Source organism: Planotetraspora phitsanulokensis (assembly GCF_016863295.1).
GTDB lineage: Bacteria > Actinomycetota > Actinomycetes > Streptosporangiales > Streptosporangiaceae > Planotetraspora > Planotetraspora phitsanulokensis.
Map to the genome: position 1 here is coordinate 108,190 of NZ_BOOP01000022.1, position 18,753 is coordinate 126,942.

Consider the following 18,753-nt stretch of genomic DNA (forward strand, 5'->3'; position numbering starts at 1 on the left):
CCTCTACCGTTCGGTCACTCTTGAGGACTCTTACCGTCCTACCCGGCTAGTAACGAGTCCAATGATGGAGCTCACTTCGGTGACCCGCATCCGATGGGCGGCCAGCAGGTAGAGCAGCAGGCCGAAGCCGCCGCCGGCCGCGAGGATGACCGCGGAGCTGAGTGCCGTGATCGCGGTGATCTCCCTGGTCAACCATAGGACGGCGAGGGCCACGACGGCCGCGGGAATCGCCGCGACATACATCCGGGACAGCCCCGAGGCGACCGCCCGGCCGCCGAGACCGCGGATCCTCCGGCTCGCCATCAGCCAGGCGATTCCACTGCCGATCACGTACGTCAACGTGAACGCGAAGGCCAGACCGATCACGATGTACCGGGCAGGAAGCGTGAAATACGCAATCAGGCTCAAAGTTGCATTTATTGCGACATTTACCGCAGCGATAAGCGCCGGGGTCTTCGTGTCACCGAAGCTGTAGAAGACCCGGAGCAGAAGCTGGAAGATCGAGAACGGCACGAGCGCCAGCCCGAAGACCTGCAGCACGTTGCCGATGTAGAGCGCGTTCTCCGGGGTCATGTTGCCCCAAGAGAAAATCAGCGTGGTGACGGCGGGACCCAGGACCATCAACAGCAGCCCGGCCGGGACGATCACCGACGAGACCAGGCGCACCCCGGAGCCGAACTCCGTCCGGGCCGCGTCGAACTCCCCGTCCGCGACGTACCGGCTCATCCTGGGGAGCATCGCGGTGATCACCGACACCGCGATGATCCCGTACGGCAGCTGGAACAGCTGGAACGCGTAGGAGTAGGCGCTGTTGCCCGCGCCGGGGGCCTGGGCGCCCGCACCGGTGGCGAGCTTGGTGGTGACCCAGAAGCCGAACTGGGTGATGCCGACGTACGCGAAGGTCCACGCGGCCGTGCGCGCGGTCTCGCCGAGACCCGTGTCGCGCAGGCCGAGACGGGGCCGGAACCGGAAACCGGCCCGGTGCAGCGCCACGATCAGCACGAGCGACTGGACCACGATGCCCGCCGTCGTGCCGACGCCGAGCAGCGTGAGGTCCTGGCCGGAGACCTTGTCGATGTCGGACGTTCCGACGGCCAGGTAGCCGATCCCCACTCCGATCACCACGAGGTTGTTGAGCACCGGCGCCCACATGGGGGCCGCGAACCTGTCCCGGGTGTTCAGGATCGCGCCGGCCATGGCCCCGATCCCGAAGAAGGCGATCTGCGGGAGGATGTACCTGGCGAGCGTGCTCGCCACCTCGATCTTGTGAGCCGACCAGTTCGAGGCCGTGTAGAGCTCCATGATCGGCTGGGCGAGGAGCACGCCCAGGGCGGCGATCAGGGTGAGAGCCACGATCGCGAGCGTCATCAGCCGCTGCTCGAAGGCCCGCCCGCCGTCCTCGTCCCGCTTCTTCGCACGGACGATCATCGGGACGATCACACTGCTCAGGACGCCGCCGATCAGCAGGTCGAACAGGATGAACGGGATCTGGTACGCGGCGTTGTACGCGTCACCGAGCGCGAAGGTGCCGAGGGCCGCCGCGAGCACCGCCGTACGCAGGAAGCCGGTCAGCCTGGAGACCATCGTGCCCGCCGCCATGATCGCGCTGGCTCGGAGCATCCTGCTCATAGTGTTCCTTCAACTCGGGGGCTCGTTCGGCCGTGTACGTGCGCCGGGCGGTCCTGACGCCCTCTTCCTGGGAGTCTGGCAGAGCTACGTCGACGGCGACTCTCGCTGGTCGGCCGGGACGACCTGGGCCTCCCCGGGCGTGGACACGGGCTTCGGCTCGGCGGGCTGCTCCGGACTGAACGGGAAGGACTTCCGCGAGCGGCGACGGAGGATCCGCATCACCACGGCGGCCAGCATGATCGTGAGCGCGGCTCCGACGATGACCAGTGCGATGCCGGTGTAGCCGGTGGCGCGGACGGTGACGTGGACGGCGTCGCCGTAGCGCTTGCTCTCGCGCGTCAGGAGCTGGATGGCGATGGTCGCCTCGCCGCCGCCCTCCGGGACGATCACCGGCACGTTCTCGAGCCGCGTGCGCGCCTCGAGGATGCTGACGGGCTCGGACAGGTAGACGCCGCCGGGGGCGTCGATCTGCAGTCGCTTCGGGTTGTCCGAGGTGACCTGGATCCTGATGGTGACGGCCTGGTCGAGAGTGTTGGAGACGCTCACCGGAACCTGGCCGTTCGCCCCGGCCACCGCGCGGGGCGTGTCGGTCACCTGCACGTCGTTCATGCGGTCGTCGATCGCATCCCCCACCCGGGCCGCGAAGGCGGCGGACCGTTTGGAGTCCCCGCGCCAGGACGACGAGGCCAACCGGAGGATGGCGTCGTGGAAGAGCTGGGTGGGCGTCGCGGTCACCGTGGACGCCGCGTCGGTCTTCTGGCTGAGCTTGCGCACGGTGGCCAGATAGGACTTCCCAAGCTCGGCCTGGCGGTCGCGGTCGGTGTACACGAGGTCGGACCTGTGCACCTGGGCCTTGGTCGGCTTGATCGAGCCGAGCGTGGTCATCTGCAACCACGGAGCCCTCGAGACGGTCTTGAGAAGCGACGTCACGAACTTGGGGTCCGGGCTCCACAGTTCCGCAGGGGGCGCCGCGACGATCGTCCTCGCCGTCTGGGCGCCCTTGGCCGCCTGACCGCCTCCCTGCGTACCCGTGGTGGTTACAGGGGACTGCGTGGCCGGCGGCTCGAACGCGATCATCGCGGTCTCGGCGATGAACCGCTGCCGGGCGAGCAGCGCGCTCCCCGGAGCCGAGACGTCGCTGCCGAGGACCTGGCTCAGCGTCGGATCGGAGACGATCGCCGTGAGGGGCCCGGACACGGTGTCCAGGCGTGACGCGGCGTCCGGGGTTGTCGTGATGGGCGGGTCGGGTGGGAGGGTGTCGCCGGAGAGCAGCACGGACTTCACCCCGGCCGTGGCGAGCTCGTCGACCGCGTCGCGGTCCATCGCGCCGCCCGACGGCCACGCGACCGAGGTCGGCACCTCACGGCCGAGTTGTGCCGTGGCCGCCGCCGCGCCTCGCTGAATCGCGGCCACGGCCGGCGCGTCCAGCCCGTTGTGGACCAGCGCGGTGATGTCCGGGTCCCCGTACGGCGTCGCCACCACGGGCCTGTCGGCGAGAGCCGTCCGAACGGCTTCGAACCACTGGGCCGCGGCCGCGTCAGGAGCCTTGTGGTCGTCCTTGTCGCCCTTCTCCACGGTGTACGGCCCGGCGGACGACTTGCGGGCGTCGTCGAGCACCGCGGGGTCGAGGAACCACGTCACGGCCTTGCTCGTGCTCTGGGCCAGTTGGAGCAGCTTCGCCAGGCGGCCCGACGTGATCGACGCGTGGAGGTCGTCGTCCATGAACGTCGAGTCGTCGGCGCGGTGGGGCCGGTCGACGAGGGGCAGCGCGACGGCCAGCTTGATCTTGGGGGTCTGCTGGCCCTGGGGCACGTAGGTCAGGAAAGTGCGATAGATGGCGATCTGCTGGCCCGTGTTGCCGTCGAGCACCTCGATGGCGAACGGGTAGACCCCCGTCGCCGTCATGCCGAGTTCGTGCGGCGTCACGGTGAAGTCGAACGGCAGTTTGCCCGACTGGTCGAGCTGCGTGTACTGGACCTTGGTGTTGTACGACGTGGTGACGAGCTGGCCGGCGGTGAAGCGCGCCATGTCGGCACGGGCACGGAACGGCTGTCCGGGCGAGTAGTGAATGCGGATGCGCACAGGGGCCATTGGGGAGCCCGTGACCGTGCCCGAGACCTGGATGGGGGTGGTCGGCTCGCGCGGCACGTCAGGAGTCATCCCCGCCACCAGGAGCGGGTTCGCGGGAGCAGCAGTCTTGCCCAGACCTCGGGGAGCCGCGTCAGCCGTACCGGCCATGCTCGGGGGGACGAGCAGGGCAGTGGTCAGCAGGGCGAGTAGGGCGGCCTTACGGATCATGTGCGGGCCTGCATTGGGGTTCGGCGCACGCCCAGAATGCTATGGCCTAAGCCGTACTCATTGGGCTGGCCAGGCTCGCCAGGCCGCGTCGTCTTGCCGTCGTGAGATCGACTGGCTTGCCGGACATCAGGTCGAAAAGGTGGAAAGCACGTAGTCGCAGGGCTGTGGACCGCTCTCCGGTGGCCGTGACGACAGGCTCATCCGGATCCAGGTTGTCGATGAGGCGTTGGTCGACGAGGACGGTCAGATGCTCGGGAAGCAGGAGCGGGCAGACCAGGCCGTCCGCGTAGTCGGTCGCGGAATTCACGACGAAGGCGGAGGCGGGAACCACGCGCCTGGCGCGGAAGAGGGCTCCGACGGCCTTGGCCTTGGGCGGGGTGTCGACGGCGCCGACCACGGCGACCGGGTCCCTGCCGTCCTCGGACGAGACCTCGAAGACCCGGACGCTCACGCAGGTCCCGGCCCCGACGCCGAGGACCTCGGGAAGCTCCTGCGAGGACGTCAACGCACGAGGAAGCCGTACGATCTCATGGTGGATCTGATGGGCGAGGAGCCAGCGGTGAATCGCGAGAGCGTCTTTCATCTCTGAGCTCCTTGCTTCGTCCAGCGCCCCCGAACTGACCGTAGCCTGGTGATTGCTAGGTGTGTATCTCCCCTAGGTGACACCAGGATGCGACGGGGGAGAATCGTTCCGTGACCGAAGGACTTACCCAGCCTTGTCCGTTTCAAATCTGAGCGACCGTCAGCAGCGAGCCGTGGACGACCTGTTCAGGCGCATCGCACCGGTCGCCGACGAGCTCGGCGAGCTGTTCGAGGCCCGTGGGCACGAGTTGGCCCTCGTCGGCGGCTCCGTCCGCGACGTCCTGCTCGGCCGGGTCGGCCACGACATCGATCTGACCACGGACGCCAGGCCCGAACGCGTACTGGAGATCGTCAAGGACTGGGCGGACGCCGTCTGGACGATCGGGATCGACTTCGGCACGGTCGGCGTCCGCAAGGGCGGCTGGCAACTGGAGATCACCACGTACCGCAGCGAGTCGTACGACCCCGCCTCGCGCAAGCCCGAGGTCTCCTACGGCGACACGCTGGAGGGCGACCTCCGCCGCCGGGACTTCGCGGTCAACGCGATGGCGGTCCGGGTGCCGAGCCACGAGTTCGTCGACCCGTTCGGCGGGCTGCCCGACCTGTCGGCGAAGGTGTTGCGCACGCCGGGCGCGCCGGAGGAGTCGTTCGACGACGATCCGCTGCGGATGCTCCGCGCGGCCCGGTTCGCCTCGCAGCTCGGCTTCTCGGTGGACCCGAAGGCCGTCGAGGCGATGACGGCGATGGCCGGCCGGATCGAGATCGTGTCGGCCGAGCGCATCCGCGAGGAGCTGGACAAGCTGATCTGCGGGGCCCATCCGAGGGAGGGCCTGGCCATGCTGGTGGACACCGGCCTCGCGGCTCACGTCCTGCCCGAGCTGCCCAAGCTCCGGCTGGAGATCGACGAGCACCACCGGCACAAGGACGTCTACGAGCACACGCTGATCGTGCTGGAGCAGGCGGTGGGGCTGGAGACCTCCGGTCCCGACCGGGTGCTGCGGTGGGCGGCGCTCCTCCACGACGTCGGCAAGCCCAAGACCCGGCGCAACGAGCCCGGAGGCCGCGTCTCCTTCCACCACCACGAGGTGGTCGGCGCCCAGATGGCCAAGAAGCGGCTGAGCGAACTCAAGTTCCCCAAGGACGTCGTGGCCGACGTGTCGCGGCTCGTCGAGCTCCACCTGCGCTTCCACGGGTACGGCCTGGGGGAGTGGACGGACAGCGCTGTGCGCCGGTACGTCCGTGACGCCGGGCATCTGCTGGAACGCCTGCACAAGCTGACCCGGGCCGACTGCACGACCCGGAACAAGCGGAAGGCGGCCGCCCTCTCGCAGACGTACGACCAGTTGGAGGATCGAATCTCCCGGCTGGCAGAGGAGGAGGAGCTGGCGAAGATCCGGCCGGAGCTCGACGGCAACGAGATCCAGGAGATCCTCGGCCTGGCTCCCGGTCCGGTGATCGGCAGGGCCTACAAGCACATGCTGGACATCCGCATGGACGAAGGCATGATCGGCAAGGAGGCCGCCAAGGAGGCCCTCCTGAAATGGGCCCACGCCCAGGGCATCCTCCCCTGACCTCGGTCCCCCCAACACCCCCCGCGTGATCATGATCATGCCCGGCGGGTATGCCTGCGAAGCCGTGCATGATCACCACACGGGTTTTTGGCGGATCGCACTCCCCGATCCTGTGCATGATCACGCTGGGGGGCGGCTCTAGGGTGGGGGGAATGAATGAGGGGGAGATCCTTCGGCTGGATGAGGACCATGTGTGGCACCCCTACACGGCAGTGCCGTCCACGGTCCCCGTCCACGCCGTCCGTCGCGCGGAGGGCGTGCGGCTGACCCTGGCCGACGGCCGTGAGCTCGTCGACGGCATGTCGTCCTGGTGGGCGGCGATCCACGGGTACAACCACCCACGGCTCAACGCGGCGGTGCGCGACCAGCTCGACGACATGGCCCACGTCATGTTCGGCGGCCTCACCCACGAGCCCGCCGTCCGCCTGGCCGCGACGCTGGCCGGGATGACGGGCCTCGACCGGGTGTTCTTCGCCGATTCCGGCTCGGTGGCCGTCGAGGTGGCCGTCAAGATGGCCTTCCAGTACGCCTCGGCCACCGGTCGCGCGGGCCGTTCGAAGCTGCTCACCGTCCGCGGCGGCTACCACGGCGACACCTTCGGCGCGATGTCGGTCTGCGACCCGGTCAACGGCATGCACCATCTGTTCTCCGGCCTGCTGCCGCAGCACGTGTTCGCGCCGATCCCGCCAGGGGAGTACGGCTTCCGCCCGGGAGAGGCCACGCAGGCCGGGCCCGACCCGGCCTATCTCGGCGAGTTGGAGACCCTCGTCGCCGCGCACGCGCACGAACTGGCCGCGATCATCGTCGAGCCCGTTGTCCAGGGCGCCGGCGGCATGCGCTTCTATCACCCGGCCTACCTCCGCCGGCTGCGTGAGCTCGCCGACGTACACGGCATCCTGCTCATCGCCGACGAGATCGCCACCGGCTTCGGCCGGACGGGCGAGATGTTCGGCTGCGACCACGCCGGGATCAGGCCGGACATCATGTGCGTCGGCAAGGCCCTCACCGGCGGCTACATGACCCTTGCCGCGACGCTCACCACCGCGGAAGTGGCCGACGGCATCGGCGTCCTGATGCACGGGCCGACCTACATGGGCAACCCGCTCGCGACCGCCGTGGCCGGCGCCTCACTCGAACTGCTGGCCGAGCGGCCGTGGCGGGAGGAGACCAAGCGCATCGAGGCCGGTCTCCTCGACGGCCTGGCGGAGGCCGTACACATGCCCGGTGTGCACGACGTCCGCGTGTTGGGTGCGATCGGGGTCATCGAGACGGTCGATCCCGTGGATGTCGCGAAAATTCAGGACATCGTGATGGGGCATGGCGTCTGGCTCAGGCCGTTCGGGCGCCTGATCTACACCATGCCCCCGTACGCCTGCCGGCCCGAGGAGATCGCGATGATCACCGAGGCCATGGTGTCCGCCGCCGCGAGCCTGTAACCCCGCAACCCCGTGACGCCGCAGACACTGCGACGCCGCGGGGCGCTGTGACGGCACGCGAGCCGACGGGGTCAGTCCGTGGCGACGGCGGGCTCGCGGCCGGCTCCCGTGCCGGAGACGGTGATCCGGTAGATCAGGGCGCCCACCAGATAGCCGAGGCCGATGACGATCAGCACGAAGAACGACTTGCCGTTCGGCGGGAGGAGGAGCGCGGCGATCACCGCGCCGAGCACGGTCATGCCGTTGAAGAGCATGTCGTAGATCGAGAAGATCCGGCCCAGGTAGACCTCGCCGATCTCACGCTGGACCACGGTGTCCGCGCAGATCTTCACGCTCTGACCGGCCACGCCGAGCACGAATGCCGCGAGGTTGAGGCCCACCTCGCTGAAGGTGGAACACAGCAGGAAGCCCAGTACGCCGCAGGTGACGAGCATCACCGGGATCCAGGTCTCGATGCGGTACCGCTGGGTGGCCCAGGGCGTGAGCGGCACGGCGAAGAAGAAGCCGGCGCCCGAGGAGGCCAGCACGATCGTGATGCCGCGCAGCGCCACGTCGGGGTCGGTGGTGAAGTAGTAGCGGTACAGCATGACCACCATCGCGGTCAGCATGCCGTACAGCAGGCGGTGGGTGGCCATGCCGCCGAGCGCGGCGGCCGCCCCCCTCCGGTGCGCGATGTGCCGGGCGCCGTCGACGAGCCCGCTCACGACGTTCCGTACGGCCTCGCGGACCTGGGGGAGCGAAGGGTCGTAGGCGGGGCCGAGCAGGGACCTGCTCATCGTGCGGGCGATCAGCGCGCTCAGGCCGAAGATGACCCCCGAGGTCACCAGCAGAAGGGCCGTTCCGCCGGTGCCGGACCCGAACACCACCCGCAGCACGAACCCGGCTCCGGCGCCGACGAAGGTCACGACGGTGCCGGACGTGGGGGTGACCGCGTTGGCCGTCACGAGCCGTTCTCTGGGGACGACGTGGGGGAGGGCCGCGCTGAGGGCCGAGAGGAAGAAGCGGTTCACGCCGAGAACGCCGAGAGCGGCGGCGTAGAAGACCACGTCGGACGCCCCGCCGGCCACGAGGGCGGCCGCCACGAGGAGAAGGCTCCCGCGGACGATCGGCGCGATGACCAGGATCTGCCGCCTCGACCAGCGGTCGATGAGCACCCCGACGAAGGGCCCGAGAACGCTGTACGGCAACAGCAGCACGGCGAATCCCGCGGCGATCTCGGCCGCCGTGGCCTGACGCTCGGGACTGAAGAAGGCATAGCCTCCGACCGTGAACTGGAAGATCCCGTCTGAGAACTGGGAGACCAGGCGGGTGCCGAAAAGACGGCGGAAGTTCTGCCCCTGCAGAACCACGCGCAGGTCGGAGACAAATGACACGGCGACAGCCTACGCGGGTAGATCAGTCTCGCCATCAGGGTCATCCCTGACCGCCCACTGATCGCGCGTCGGCCTGCCGGAACGCACATGATCACGTACTCTCTGTTGAGTGACCTATGACGAACATGTCGTGCTGGTCGATGGCGAGGGAAACCCGATCGGCACCGCTCCCAAGTCCACGGTTCACGGCGTCGAGACACCTCTGCATCTCGCGTTCTCGAGTTATGTCTTCGACAGGCAGGCCCGTGTGCTGCTGTCCAGGCGGGCGGATCACAAGATCACCTGGCCTGGCGAGTGGACCAATAGTTGTTGCGGCCATCCGTTGCCCGGTGAGCCGCTGGAGTCCGCGGTGCTCCGCAGGCTCGACTTCGAGCTCGGGCTGCGCGTCGACTCGATCGATCTGCTGCTGCCCCGCTTCTCCTACCAGGCCGTCATGGACAACGGGATCATGGAACACGAGCTCTGCCCGGTCTACCGAGTGATCGTGTCCGCCGATGCCGTGCCGAACGCCGAGGAGGTCGGCGCGATCCGGTGGGTTCCGTGGAAGGAGTTCGCCGACGAGGTGCTGAGCGGTGAGATGCAGATATCTCCCTGGGCACGCGAGCAGGTGCCGCTCCTCGTCGCACTCGGCCCTGATCCGCTCACCTGGCCGACGGCCGATCCGGAGAACCTGCCGCCGGCGGCCCGCTGACGCGAGGACGTCCGCCGGATCCGATCACATGTCTGGACGGCAAGATGCCCCGGCTCGCCGTTGAGCCGGGGCATCTTGTGATCAGGAGACTTGCGTACGCGAGTGTCTCTAGCGCTCCACCTGGCCGCGGATGAACTGCTCGACGGCGTCACGGGCGGCGTCGTCGGAGTACTGCTCCGGCGGCGACTTCATGAAGTAGGAGGACGGCGACAGCAGCGGCCCGCCGATCCCGCGGTCCAGGGCGATCTTCGCCGCGCGCACGGCGTCGATGATGATGCCGGCGGAGTTGGGCGAGTCCCAGACCTCGAGCTTGTATTCCAGGTTGAGCGGGGTGTCGCCGAAGGACCTGCCCTCCAGGCGGACGTAGGCCCACTTGCGGTCGTCGAGCCACGGCACGTGGTCGGACGGGCCGATGTGGACGTCGGCCTTGGCCATCTCGTGCGGGATCTGCGAGGTGACCGACTGCGTCTTGGAGATCTTCTTGGACTGGAGGCGCTTGCGCTCCAGCATGTTCATGAAGTCCATGTTGCCGCCGAAGTTGAGCTGGTAGGTGCGCAGCAGCTCGACCCCGCGGTCCTCGAACAGCTTGGCCAGCACGCGGTGGGTGATGGTCGCGCCCACCTGTGACTTGATGTCGTCGCCCACGATGGGAACGCCGGCCTCGGTGAACTTCGCGGCCCACTCCGGGTCCGACGCGATGAAGACGGGCAGCGCGTTGACGAAGGCCACCCGCGCGTCGATCGCGCACTGCGCGTAGAAGCGGTCGGCCTCCTCCGATCCCACGGGAAGGTAGGAGACGAGCACGTCGACCTGGGCGTCCTTGAGCGCCTGCACGACGTCGACCGGCTTCTCGTCGGACTCCTCGATGATCTCGCGGTAGTACTCGCCGAGACCGTCGAACGTGGGCCCGCGCTGGACGGTCACACCGAGCGGCGGCACATCAGTGATCTTGATCGTGTTGTTCTCGGAGGCGACGATCGCCTCGGAGAGGTCGCGGCCGACCTTCTTGGCGTCCACGTCGAAGGCGGCGACGAACTCGACGTCGCCCACGTGGTAATCGCCGAACCGCACGTGCATCAGGCCCGGCACACGGGTGCTCGGATCTGCGTCCCTGTAGTAGTGGACGCCCTGGACCAGCGACGCGGCGCAGTTACCCACACCAACGATGGCTACGCGCACCGAACCCATCGCACCTGCTCCTTTACCTTTTGTCTTACTTATCTGATTCGGGCCTTTCGGCCCTCTCTGAGGCTTCCTGTACCGCCTGTTGCTGATCGGGATCGGCGGTGCCTCCCTCTTCGGGGCGCGGGGCGGCGGTGCTTCGCCGTTCTGAATCGATCAGCTCGTTCAGCCAGCGAACCTCGCGCTCGACCGACTCCAGCCCATGACGCTGGAGCTCGAGGGTGTAACTGTCCAGCCGTTCCCTGGTCCGGGCGAGAGCCGTACGGACACCCTCCAGGCGCTCCTCCAGGCGGCTGCGGCGGCCTTCGAGGATGCGAAGTCGCACCTCCGCCTCTGTGTGGCGGAAGAACGCGAAATGGATGCCGAAGCTCTCGTCCTCCCAGGCGGAGGGGCCCGCCTGGGTCAGCAGCTCCTGAAGTCGTTCCTTGCCTTCGGCGGTCAGCTTGTAGACGATCTTCGACCTGCGGCCGAGGACCGTTTCCTGTGGCGGCTCCTCCTCGACGATGAGCCCGTCGTTGAGCAGCCCCCGCAGGCAGGGATACAGCGACCCGTACGAGAAGGCGCGGAACATCCCGAGCAGGGTGTTGAGCCGTTTGCGCAGCTCGTAACCGTGCAGGGGAGTCTCGTGCAGTGATCCCAGGACGGCGAGCTCCAGCACACCTCCACGAGAGCCCGTCACTGGATCCACCCCCTGTGTCCGACCGATGTATCGAACCGATACATCTGCAGGATACGTCGGGCCGTCATATCACGCAACGGATGAATGGTTGGGCAAGCTTCAGCAAACAGCCGTAATCTGGGTCACATGTGGTCACAGCGGGCGGTCGTGGACTACGGCCTCGCAAGGCGGGCGACGATTCAGTCGATCCGCTCCGGCCACATGGAAGCACGGGACGTCTGCGACGCTCATCCGTACCTGCTGCGCGCCGCGCGGTTCCACGGTGAGCCGACGGAACGCGTCTGCCCCATCTGTGAGCACCGGAACGTGACCAACGTCACTTACGTTTACGGGGACGAATTAGGACGCCTGGCCGGACGCGTCAAGGCGACGGCCGATCTTGCCGATATGGCCCAGGAATACGGTGAATTCCGGGTCTACGTGGTCGAGGTCTGTCAAGGTTGTTCATGGAACCATCTGGCGGTCTCGTTCGTGCTCGGTACAGGCGACCCCCCGGGCCCCTGCCTATAAGGGCGACTTTCAGCTCCAAGAGGTACGCTCACCGGCCTGTCGACCCGATGTCGGCGATTCCCCCAACTTAACGAGGACGCGTGACTTACAGCAGCTACGGCCAAGAGGAACCTTCGGGCTCCGGCGGATCGCCCCGCCCTGGGCGTCGCCGCCGTTCGCCCGGCCAGTACGGGGACAACCGTGACACGGCCCGCGGTGCGCAGCCCCAGCCAGGGCCAGGCCGACCCAATGCCTCTCAGCAGCCGCCCCCCGCGGCGCCCCGGCCGGCGCGGCCCAGTGCCCCGGCCGATCCTCGCCGCAGTCAGTCCGCATTCGAGGACACGGCCGCGATGGGAGCGATGCAGCCGCCGTCCGGCGGCCGCCGCCCCGACCAGCGCCAGCCCGGCCCCGGCCGTGACCCGCGACAGGCCGCGGGACCCGGTGGCCCCCGCGGCGGCGGTCCCCGTCAGCCCGGCGCCCCTGCCGGACCCGGCGCTCCTCAGGGTCCTGGTGGCGCGATGGCCCCCGCCGGGCCCGGCAGGTCCGCGCGCCCCGGTGGTCCGGGAGCACCCGGCGGCGAACGCACGCAGGCTCTGGCCGCGGACGGTCCCGGCATGCGCCGTGGGCCGGACGGCGAAGGCACCCAGGCGATGTCGGTCGGAGGCCGCCGCAGGGCAGGAGGGCCCGGCAGGCGTCGCATGGGCCCCGGAGGTCCGGGCGGCCCAGAAGGTCCTGGCGGCCCCGGTGGCCGGGGCCCCCGCGACCCGTTCGACGACGATGACGACGACAAGCCGCGTAACTGGAAGCGGTTCATCCCCAACTGGAAGATCGTCGTAGCCGGCTTCACGATCCTGGCCGCCGGCGTCTTCGGCATGATCGCGGTCGCCTACGCGAACACCCCGGTCCCCCAGGCCACGCAGGACGAGGCGGTCTCGCAGGGCAGCAGCATCTACTATGCCGACGGCAAGACGCTGATCGCCCGCGTGGGCACCGCACGCGAGATCGTCCCTCTCAGCGACGTGCCGCCGCATGTTCAGGACGCGGTCATCTCAATCGAGAACAAGACGTTCTGGGATGACTCGGGGGTCTCCGTCCCCGGAATGGCGCGGTCCCTCTGGATGACGGCGACGGGCCAGCAGTTGCAGGGCGCGTCCACGATCACCCAGCAGATGGCCCGCAACTACTACGACGGCCTCAGCCAGGACGTGTCGATCAAGCGAAAGCTCAAGGAGATCTTCGTCGCGGTCAAGCTCAACAAGGAGATGGACAAAGACAAGATCCTTGAGCAGTACCTCAACACCGTGCCCTTCGGGCGCGCGTACGGCATCCAGGCGGCCGCCAAGGCCTACTTCAAGAAGACCGCCAAGCAACTGACCCCGGCCGAGGGGGCCTACCTGGCCGCCCGCATCCAGACGCCCGCCCTCGACGCCGACTCCCCCCAACTCCAGAGCCGGTTCAAGGACGTCATCAACGCGATGGCGGCCTACGCTCCCGACAAGTACGGCAACCTCCCGGCGACCGCGAAGTTCCCCAAGGCGGTCAAGGAGTACACCAATACGGACCTCAGCGGCTCCAAGGGCTACATGGTCAACGTGGTGCTCCGGGAGTTGGCGAAGAGGGGCATCCAAGAGGACAAGGTCAAGGCCAACGGCTACAAGATCGTTTCAACGTTCGACCGGAAACTCATGTTGGCGGCGAAGAATGCCGTCCTGGCCACCACCAAGGGCATGGACAAGGACTTCCACGCCGGGCTCGCGTCCGTCGATCCCAAGAACGGGCGCGTCGTCGCCTTCTACGGCGGAGACGACTACGAGCACGACCCGTGGAACGAGCCGTTCGACTCCCGCAAGCAGGCGGCGTCCGCGTTCAAGCCCTACGTCCTCGCCGCCTGGCTCGAGGCGGGATACAGCCTGAACAGCTACGTTCCTGGCAAGGCGACGGTGCCGAAGGTGCTTCCCGGCACGACGAAGATCACCAACGATGAGGTTGTGCCGGCCTCCATCGACGTGACCTACGCGACCGCCCACTCGATCAACACGGCGTTCGCGTCGATGGCCTTCAAGCTGCCGGGCCAGCTCGAGGACGTCAGGTCCCTGGTCGAGCAGGCGGGGATCAGCACGAAGGCTGTCAAGGACGACAAGGAAGGCGTCAACGGTGAGCACGGCCACGGCTACCAGCTCGCCATCGGCAGCATCGGCGTGACGCCGGTCGAGCAGGCCGCCGGTTACTCGATCTTCGCGAACAACGGCCTGCACGCCGACTACCACGTGATCAAGTCGGTCCAGCAGGGCAAGGTGACCGTGCTGCCCGAGCTCAAGTCCCTCCGCCAGGTCATCTCGCCGGAGTCCGCCGCCGACGCCACCTCGGCGATGGAGGAAGTGCTCAAGGTCGGTACGGCCCAAGGCAAGGGGATCGGCCGCCCGGCGGCCGGCAAGACCGGAACGAACAACGACGAGAAGGAAGCCTGGTTCGTCGGCTACACCCCGCAGTTGGTCACCTCGGTCGGGATGTACCGCGAGCAGTGCCGCACCAAGAAGGGCAAGGTCGTCCAGCCGGAGTTCTCGAACTGCCCGCCGTCCGACGGCAAGAAGAACAGCAAGTACTCCGCGGTGAATCCGTACAGCCTGCCTTACGAGGTCTCGTTGGGCTTCCAGGGTGCCAACCAGCCCACCGACATCTGGCGCGACTTCATGATGGCGGCGCTGCAGAACAAGCCGGTCGAGCAGTTCCCGCAGAAGGCCGGAATCGGATCGCCTGAGGACATCGTGCCCAGCCCGCCGCCCCCGGCACCGCCGAAGGACCAGGGCCAGGACTGCAAGCCGTGGGACCACAGCCCGCAGTGCCAGGGGCAGAACGGTCAGCAGTGCCAGCCGGGTGACAACAGGCCGCAGTGTCAGGGCCAGGGTGGTCAGCAGTGCCAGCCGGGTGACACCCGTCCGCAGTGCCAGGGGCAGCAGGTCCCGATCGACCCGAACCAGCCCAACCAGCCGAACAACCCGAACCAGCCCAACCAGCCCAACCAGCCGGGCACGCCGGTGACGACCCAGGCCGAGACCATTCGAAGGTTCACGGGTCGATGACGTCGGGCGCCGGGACCGGATGAAGCCGGTCCCGGCGCCAAGGCGTCTATCAGAGGGACTCCGATCGCGCGGTCATATGGTGCCGGAGCGGAAATCTTGTGCCGGTGGTGTCGCGGACCCCGTGCGTCGAGTGATGCAATACCCACCATGACAACCCCGACCGCGAACGCTTCCAGCCCCGTGCCGGGGGTCGTCCAGCGGGCAGTGCCGTACCTGCCGCTGGGGCTCCTCGCCGGACTCGGCGCCGTGCTCGCCTTCCTGTGGAAGTCCCCCTGCCGATTCGGGGGCGCCTGGAACACCGGGGTCGGGCAGTACACCAACTTCTGCTACACCGACATCTATCCGCTCTGGTGGGCCGAGCACCTCAACGAGGGAAAGATCCCCTACGTCGACTATCCGGTCGAGTACCCGGTCGGCATCGGCGGGATCATGGAACTGGTTCGGCGTCTGGCGCACGGCGACGGCCTGGCGTTCTATGACATCACCGTCGTCCTCATGGGCATCGCGCTGGTCGTCGGCGTCCTGCTCATGGCCGCGCTGGCCGGGCCGGCCCGGAAGTGGGACGCGCTGTGGTACGCCATCGGCCCGGCTGTCATCCTCTGCGCCTACATCAACTGGGACCTGGCCGCCGGCGCGCTCGCCCTCGGGGGCCTGCTGGCCTGGGCCCGGGAGAGGCAGTACCTCGCGGGCGTGCTGCTCGCCCTGGCGGTCGCCACGAAGTTCTACCCGTTGATGTTCTTCGGAGCGCTGTTCCTGCTCACGGTCCGGACGGCCAAGTGGATCCCCTTCGTGAAGACGGCCGGCGCCGCCGCCGGAACATGGCTGCTGGTCAACGTGCCCATCATGTTGATCAGCTTCGACGGCTGGAAGCGGTTCTACACGTTCAGCAGCGAACGCGGAGCCGACTGGGGCGGCCTGTGGTTCTTCTTCCAGAGGAAGGACTGGGGCGTCCTCGCGGATCCGGATCTGCTGAACAGGCTGGCGATGGGCGCGCTGGCCGTGCTCCTGCTCGGCGTGGCCGCGCTCGCGCTCTTCGCGCCGCGCAGGCCCCGGCTCATGCAGTTATGCTTCCTCGCGCTCGCCGCATTCATGATCACCAACAAGGTCTGGTCACCGCAGTACGTGCTGTGGCTGGTGCCGTTCGCGGTGCTGGCCAGGCCCAAGTGGGGTGCGCTGGTGGCCTGGCAGGTGGCCGAGTGCTGGTACTTCTTCTCGATCTGGCTCTACCTCGTCTCCCAGGACCCGGAGCACGCGAACCTCGGCATCGGCGACACCCCGTACTTCCTGTCGATGTGGGCGAGGGCGCTCACGATCGCCGTCCTGATGGCGCTGGTGGTCAGGGACGTTCTGCGGCCGGAGTCGGACGTCGTCCGCAAGAACGGGGCCGACGACCCGTCCGGCGGGGTCTACGACGGCGCACCCGATCGTTTCGTCCTGCCGCCCCGTCTCGCCTGACCCGTTCGTACGGCCAGGCGGGCGGACGGCTCGCCGGCGCAGGCCGCGTGCAGAACGCTCCCCACGGGAGACCAGAGGAGCACACCCTCTGTAGCTGTTTGATTACCGAAAGGCGTTGATCGGATGCCGGAGGTAAGGCGTCAGGTGCGGAACAGTCTCCCGTGGCGGGTGCTGACCGCCTGGGTGGTGACCCGAGCGGTTCTGCTGCTCGCCGTCACCCAGGTCATCCCCGTCGGCCATGCCGGGCATTTCGAGAACGACGTCGCGCTCTACCGGGACTGGTCGCAGGCCCTGCTCGCCGGACACTTCCCGGCCGGTGACGACAAATGGCAGTACCCCCCGCTCGCGGCCTTGCCGATGGTCGTCCCTCACCTGCTGCCGTGGACCTACCATCTCGACTTCTATCTCGTCGCGCTGCTCTGCGACCTGGGGATACTGCTCCTCCTGTGGAGGTTCGCCCACAGGGTCGGCGGCGGCCGCACCGGGCTGTGGGCCTGGACCGTGGGTGCGGCACTCCTGGGACCGCTGCTGCTCTCGCGGTACGACCTGTCGGTGACGCTCGTGGCGGTGATGGCGCTGGCCGCGTCGGCCGACCCCGTCATCCGAGGGATGCTGATCGGAGTCGGCCTCGCCGTCAAGGTGTGGCCGGTCGCGCTGCTCGTGGGGCTCCGGCGCGGTCGTGAGGTCGTCGCCGGCGCCGGATCAGCGCTCGCCGTCGCCGCCGTGGGCTGCGGGGTGGCCGTTCTGCTGATGCCGAACGCCCTCGACTTCCTAGCAGCCCAGGAGGACAGGGGCCTGCAGATCGAGTCGCCGGCGGCGACCCCGTTCGCGCTAGCACGGGCGCTCGGCTGGTGGGACGGCTACACCAACTACCAGCACGGCGCGATGGAGGCGGTCGGGCCCGGGGTGGCCACGGCCGAACAGTTGGCCCTGTTCGCGACCCCGGCGGCTCTCGTGTTGCTGGCCGTGTGGTGGGTGCGGGCGAGACCGGACGCCGCGACGTACTACGACGCGGCGCTCACCGCGGTGCTCTTCCTCGTGGTCACCAGCAGGGTGCTTTCACCGCAGTACATGACCTGGGTGGCCGGCGTCGCGGCGGTCGTCCTGACCGTACGGCCGGGCGGACGCGGCACCGGACAGCGACCGGTCGCATGGCTGGTGCTGTTCGCCACCCTGCTGACGGGGATCATGTATCCGTGGCTGGAACAGGACTACAGCTGGACGGGTGACCTGCCCGGAACGCTCGTGCTCGCCGCGCGCAACCTCGTCCTGGTCGTCGCCGCGATCGTGTCGTTCGTCCGGCTCTGGCGGGGCACCGGGCATTCGAGATGGGCGTCGGGGAGCCTCCGCCGCTACGCCGTCCCGACCGCGTGACGTGCGGTCCGGCCGGTGAGGGCCGGAGGCTACCCCATCCCGCCGGGCGTCAATCCAGAGATTGATCCACAGGCTGTGGATATCCCTACAGGTGCTTGCGGAGGAAGGCGATGTCGTCGGCCTGGCCCTCGGCCGGCGTCTCCACCACGATCGGCGCCCCTGCGGCGCGGCACACGGCGAGGATCGCCTCGGGATCGATCTGGCCGCTGCCGAGGTTGGCGTGCCGGTCGGCCCCCGAGTCGAACGCGTCCCGCGAGTCGTTGCAGTGCACGAGGTCGATCCGCCCGGTGATCGCCATCACCCTGTCCACGATGCCGAGCAGTTCCTCACCGCCGGCGTGGAAGTGGCAGGTGTCGAGGCAGAACCCGACGACCGACGGGTCGGGCGCGCCCGATGTGACCGCGTCCCAGAGGCGGGCGATCCGGTCGAGCTTGCGGGCCATCGCGTTGCCGCCGCCCGCCGTGTTCTCGATCAGCACGGGGACGGGGCACTCCATGCGCTCGAAGACCTTGCGCCAGTTGTCGAAACCCGTCTGCGGGTCGTCCGTCGCGTTCACGTGGCCGCCGTGCACGATCAGGCCCTTGGCCCCGATCGACGCCGCGGCCTTCAGCTGGCCGTCCAGGAGCTTCCTGCTGGGAATCCGGATCCGGTTGTTCGCGGTCGCGACGTTGATCACGTACGGCGCGTGGACGTAGACGTCCACGTCGGAGTCGCGGAGCGCGTCGGCGGAGTCGGGGATGACCGGGCCCTTCCACCCCTGGGGATCGCCGAGGAAGAACTGGACCACGTCGGCCGAGCGGGAAGCCGCGTGCGCCAGGGGATCGTCCTGGTCGACGTGGGCCCCGATCCGCAGGGACTGGTCACCGTGATGCGTTTCCATCCGGTTCCTCCATCACTCGCGTGCCACTCGCCGG

14 protein-coding genes are annotated in these 18,753 nt (G+C 68.3%); 7 read left to right on the top strand and 7 right to left on the bottom strand.

Annotated features, from left to right (window positions below; all coding sequences use genetic code 11):
* Positions 1-30: 30 nt before the first annotated feature.
* The 3 genes from murJ to Pph01_RS24290 form a co-directional block, all read right to left on the bottom strand.
* Entirely contained in the window at positions 31-1,629 is a 1,599-nt protein-coding gene (gene murJ / locus Pph01_RS24280; RefSeq protein WP_204075461.1) for a murein biosynthesis integral membrane protein MurJ, read from the bottom strand.
* A gap of 84 nt (positions 1,630-1,713) precedes the next feature.
* On the bottom strand, positions 1,714-3,927 hold the full coding sequence (locus tag Pph01_RS24285; RefSeq protein ID WP_204075462.1) for a DUF6049 family protein: 2,214 nt from the start codon (positions 3,925-3,927) through the stop codon (positions 1,714-1,716).
* A 46-nt stretch (positions 3,928-3,973) separates the two neighbouring features.
* Entirely contained in the window at positions 3,974-4,510 is a 537-nt protein-coding gene (locus Pph01_RS24290) for an aminoacyl-tRNA deacylase (RefSeq protein WP_204075463.1), read from the bottom strand.
* 133 nt (positions 4,511-4,643) lie between these two features.
* Here Pph01_RS24290 and Pph01_RS24295 point away from each other — a divergent pair, with 133 nt between their 5' ends.
* Positions 4,644-6,080 (top strand): CCA tRNA nucleotidyltransferase, encoded by a 1,437-nt coding sequence (locus tag Pph01_RS24295; RefSeq protein WP_204075464.1) that lies wholly within the window; start codon positions 4,644-4,646, stop codon positions 6,078-6,080.
* Positions 6,081-6,232: 152 nt separating this feature from the next.
* Complete coding sequence (locus Pph01_RS24300) at positions 6,233-7,516, top strand: adenosylmethionine--8-amino-7-oxononanoate transaminase (protein ID WP_239116970.1); 1,284 nt, start codon at positions 6,233-6,235, stop codon at positions 7,514-7,516.
* 71 nt (positions 7,517-7,587) lie between these two features.
* On the opposite strand, the gene Pph01_RS24305 is transcribed toward Pph01_RS24300, so the two are convergent.
* A complete protein-coding gene (locus Pph01_RS24305) occupies positions 7,588-8,889 on the bottom strand; it encodes an MFS transporter (protein WP_204075466.1) in 1,302 nt (433 codons plus the stop codon).
* A gap of 109 nt (positions 8,890-8,998) precedes the next feature.
* Here Pph01_RS24305 and idi point away from each other — a divergent pair, with 109 nt between their 5' ends.
* Positions 8,999-9,580: an isopentenyl-diphosphate Delta-isomerase gene (gene idi, locus Pph01_RS24310; protein ID WP_204075467.1), complete on the top strand. Its 582-nt coding sequence runs from the start codon at positions 8,999-9,001 to the stop codon at positions 9,578-9,580.
* 108 nt (positions 9,581-9,688) lie between these two features.
* Here idi and Pph01_RS24315 read toward each other — a convergent pair whose 3' ends face one another.
* Both Pph01_RS24315 and Pph01_RS24320 read right to left on the bottom strand, forming a co-directional pair.
* Positions 9,689-10,768, bottom strand: a complete 1,080-nt coding sequence (locus Pph01_RS24315; protein ID WP_204075468.1) for an inositol-3-phosphate synthase — start codon at positions 10,766-10,768, stop codon at positions 9,689-9,691.
* Between the two features lie 25 nt (positions 10,769-10,793).
* The gene (locus tag Pph01_RS24320; RefSeq protein ID WP_204075469.1) at positions 10,794-11,441 is read right to left on the bottom strand and encodes a PadR family transcriptional regulator; all 648 of its coding nucleotides are present in this window, start codon (positions 11,439-11,441) and stop codon (positions 10,794-10,796) included.
* A gap of 126 nt (positions 11,442-11,567) precedes the next feature.
* On the opposite strand from Pph01_RS24320, the gene Pph01_RS24325 reads away from it, so the two are divergent.
* From Pph01_RS24325 to Pph01_RS24340, 4 genes are all read left to right on the top strand, one after another.
* Positions 11,568-11,951, top strand: coding sequence for a DUF5318 family protein (locus tag Pph01_RS24325; RefSeq protein ID WP_204075470.1), 384 nt, complete (start codon positions 11,568-11,570; stop codon positions 11,949-11,951).
* A 329-nt stretch (positions 11,952-12,280) separates the two neighbouring features.
* Positions 12,281-15,010 (top strand): transglycosylase domain-containing protein, encoded by a 2,730-nt coding sequence (locus Pph01_RS24330; protein WP_204075471.1) that lies wholly within the window; start codon positions 12,281-12,283, stop codon positions 15,008-15,010.
* 147 nt (positions 15,011-15,157) lie between these two features.
* Positions 15,158-16,465: a glycosyltransferase family 87 protein gene (locus Pph01_RS24335; protein WP_204075472.1), complete on the top strand. Its 1,308-nt coding sequence runs from the start codon at positions 15,158-15,160 to the stop codon at positions 16,463-16,465.
* Positions 16,466-16,609: 144 nt separating this feature from the next.
* Positions 16,610-17,839, top strand: coding sequence for a glycosyltransferase 87 family protein (locus tag Pph01_RS24340; protein WP_204075473.1), 1,230 nt, complete (start codon positions 16,610-16,612; stop codon positions 17,837-17,839).
* Positions 17,840-17,924: 85 nt separating this feature from the next.
* On the opposite strand, the gene Pph01_RS24345 is transcribed toward Pph01_RS24340, so the two are convergent.
* Entirely contained in the window at positions 17,925-18,719 is a 795-nt protein-coding gene (locus Pph01_RS24345) for a deoxyribonuclease IV (protein WP_239116971.1), read from the bottom strand.
* Positions 18,720-18,753 lie beyond the last annotated feature (34 nt).